Below are 3,159 nucleotides of genomic sequence, written 5' to 3' on the forward strand. Positions count from 1 at the left end.
ATAAAATCACTATATTTGTGAATAAAATTTAATAATAATAATGGCATACCTGTAGAATTTTATGCACGTGTATAAAGGGATGATCTGGCTATTTCTGGGGAAAATTTAAAGGGGGGCAATTTAAGTTGGATTCTAGGGGTCAATTACATTGGAATTTCCAGTTGGAAAGGAAGTTGCTAAACACATCGCTGTTCTTGTCCACCTGCATGAACTCACCGCCGTGTGCGGCGGTGGGCGGTACGGTCTGCAAATTGCCGTCCTTGTCAATGCCCTTAACGGCACTCACCTTACCCTGCTGTTTATCCAAGACCAGCAGCACGTCTTTTTCCTGCCCCTCTGCGGGCGGGGTCATTCTGTTTGCCATAAATAATTGGAATTTTAGTGGTTACGGGAATAGTCCCACCCAAAGGTAGCCACTAAATATACTATATTGGGATAGGCGGAAAGGAGTGTCCGTATTTGTCCTGCGCTGTCCTGATTTGTCCGGGTAGGATGAATTACTGCAATTAATGGTTGCAGAATTGGAAAAGGGCATAAAAAAAGAGAGCGAAATTAATCACTCTCTTTAGATGAGCCATTTGTGAGCCATTTGAATATATTGTTTATGGCTTATAATCAACACATTATAAGTATTGGCGTTATATTCTTGATACGTTAGTGAGCCATTTAGGTGTATAATAAGTTCCTTTACCCACTTTACCCTGCATTTCCAGCCAGTCATTCATTTGCTGGAGTATGCGGGATGCTGTCGGCTTGCTTACCCCCAAAATATTCTGTACGTCCGAGTTCGTGACACGTCCGTTCTTGGCTGCATACTCGACAACTGAAATATACCTTTCATCCACCCGCTGCGCCAATAGTTGCGAACGTATATCGGTATAATAAGTAATCATCAGACCGCTTAACATTTCAAGTTTGGGCGGCAACAACTTGTATGCGCTGACAGCTTCCAAGATGCGTTTATAGCCACGTCCCCAGCTTTCAATGTCCCCGCTTCTGAAAAAGGCGTTGGCGATTAGCGGATTATAGGGAGAGGACGGGTGGCTTTCAAAAAGTTTTTCGGTCGTCCAGCTTTCCGGCAACTGCCCGGCGTTCCAAAAGGTGATATGGTCGGGGAACACGCTAATCTGAATGGGTACGGCACTGGCGTAATCTTTATGGGCTATGGCATTCATCAGTGACTCCCTGACAGCTTCCACCGGAAACTGCGGCGTTTCACGCCGGGATATACCCTCGTATGAAATGTGGTAAATCAGGTATTTGGTCTTTATCAAGTCCATTGCCTTGTCCACCTGCTCCATTAAAGAGCCGTGAACCTCGTCTTGAAACTCCAAATTACCTTTATCATCCCGAAAGAAACCTATCTTGATATATGCCCCGGTCACAAAGCGTTCCGGGTCGGGGTGGAACAACAGCAAGGCGGCACGGGTCGGACATTTGGTTTGGGCATCTATCAACCGCAAATCGTGCAACAAGTTTCCGACTGTATCTTTCAAAACCCCCTCGTCCACACGTCCGCTTCTTGCAGCTTCCTTGCGGAAACGGTCTAATGCGCTGGTGGAAAGTTCCTCTATGCCTGCCCACTCTACGGGAAATTCATCCCAATGCCTGCCAGTGCGTTGCAGGATAAAGCGGTTCAATGCCGCACCTTTCAACTCCTGTTTCGTGCTGCCGCTACGGTAATGGTACTGACCTTTATAATTGATAGGGTTTGAATAAGGCGGTACGTCAATCTCGATATATTTCAGCCCGTTTTCTTCCAGCAGGTTCACATCCACGATGATACCCAGCACGTCACGCACTTTGTTCGGTATGTCCTCCAGCAGTTTGTCTGCATCGGCAACGCCGACCACCTTACCGTTGTCATTCATACCTATATATATCTTGCCACCTGTGGCGTTGGCAAAACCGCATATCCATTTCAGATACTCGTCACGCCAGCTTTCTTTCCATTCTATATTTTGGTTTTCGTTCATACTCTTTTCTTTGGTTGCAAAATTAGTAAAAATACTGTGGGTCAGGAAAGAATATCAGTTATTCTTCTTCCCTTATCAGGTGGCATAACTCCGGGTCGTTTTTAATCCGGGTTATCTCGTCCTCGACAATCTGCCGGACTTCCTGACGGATGCGGTCGTAGTTGGCTTGTATTTCCTCCTGCATCCGGTCGTTGCCGTCCTTGTCCATAAAGTCGATAATCTGCGGCAACTTCACGTATCGGGCGGTTTCCCGCTTCACCTTTTCATTGTCCACCACGATTTCACAGTGGAAAATTTTCTGCTCTATCCGTTCATCGAAGTTGTCCGCCACCGCACCCACGAACATGCCTTGTGTGAGGTTGGATATTTTGCTGGCGGGTATCAGGCTGTCCATTTGGGTACTTATCGAAGTGGACTTCTCCCGTTGGTTAATCGTCATGCTTTGTCGTTTCTGCAATACCTTTCCGAAACGCTCCGACAGTATTTTTGCCGTTTCACCGACTACCTGACCGCTAAACACGTTACCCACAGTATTTTGTATAACACGACTTTCCTTGTCGCCATAGTCACGGGTAAGCTGGCTGTAATCCAGAAAGCCCAGCAAAACAGCCACTTTATTGCTCCGGGCGGTCGCAATCAGATTGTCAAGCCCCCGAAAATATATAGTCGGTAGTTCATCTATTATCACCGAACTTTTAAGCTGACCTTTCTTGTTTATCAGCTTCACGATACGGGAATTATACAGCCCCAGTGCCGCCGAATAGATGTTCTGACGGTCGGGGTTGTTGCCGACAACCAGTATTTTAGGCTCTTTTGGGTTATTGATGTCCAGTGAAAAATCATCACCTGTCATTACCCAATAAAGGGCGGGTGAAATCATCCTTGAAAGCGGGATTTTCGCACTGGCTATCTGCCCCTGCAACTGCTCTTGGGCATCAGATTCCCAAGCGTCCACGAACGGGGAAAGATAATTTTCCAGTTCGGGATAGCTGCGTAAAATCGTGAACACATCGGCGTATTTCTTGTTCAGCAGTTCTATGGCATGGGGGAACGTGCAATACTTACCGCCCTGATAGATGCGCAAATACCAAATAATGGCAGCAAGTTGGAAAATCCGCACTAATTTGGCCCTTCTTTTCCAATAGAACTTGGTCCTTGAAATCCACTCGAAATTGACCCGGTT

General features: G+C 46.5%; 2 protein-coding genes and 1 pseudogene. All 3 read right to left on the reverse strand.

The features are described 5' to 3' along the window. Positions 1-148: 148 nt before the first annotated feature. Positions 149-364, reverse strand: a pseudogene (locus I2I33_RS20110) (hypothetical protein); the annotation flags it as partial. 274 nt (positions 365-638) lie between these two features. Next, on the reverse strand, positions 639-1,976 hold the full coding sequence (locus I2I33_RS20115) for an RNA-binding domain-containing protein (protein ID WP_087422712.1): 1,338 nt from the start codon (positions 1,974-1,976) through the stop codon (positions 639-641). A 58-nt stretch (positions 1,977-2,034) separates the two neighbouring features. Further along, positions 2,035-3,159: TraM recognition domain-containing protein (locus I2I33_RS20120; protein WP_229128402.1), on the reverse strand; the 1,125-nt coding region annotated here is incomplete at its 5' end.

The organism is Butyricimonas sp. BSD2780061689_150309_C8 (genome assembly GCF_015560935.1).
GTDB classification, from domain to species: Bacteria; Bacteroidota; Bacteroidia; order Bacteroidales; family Marinifilaceae; genus Butyricimonas; species Butyricimonas paravirosa.

Excerpts from the sequence above, each read along its gene's own strand:
- I2I33_RS20115 (WP_087422712.1), bottom strand. The coding sequence starts at position 1,976 with ATGAACGAAAACCAAAATATAGAATGGAAAGAAAGCTGGCGTGACGAG.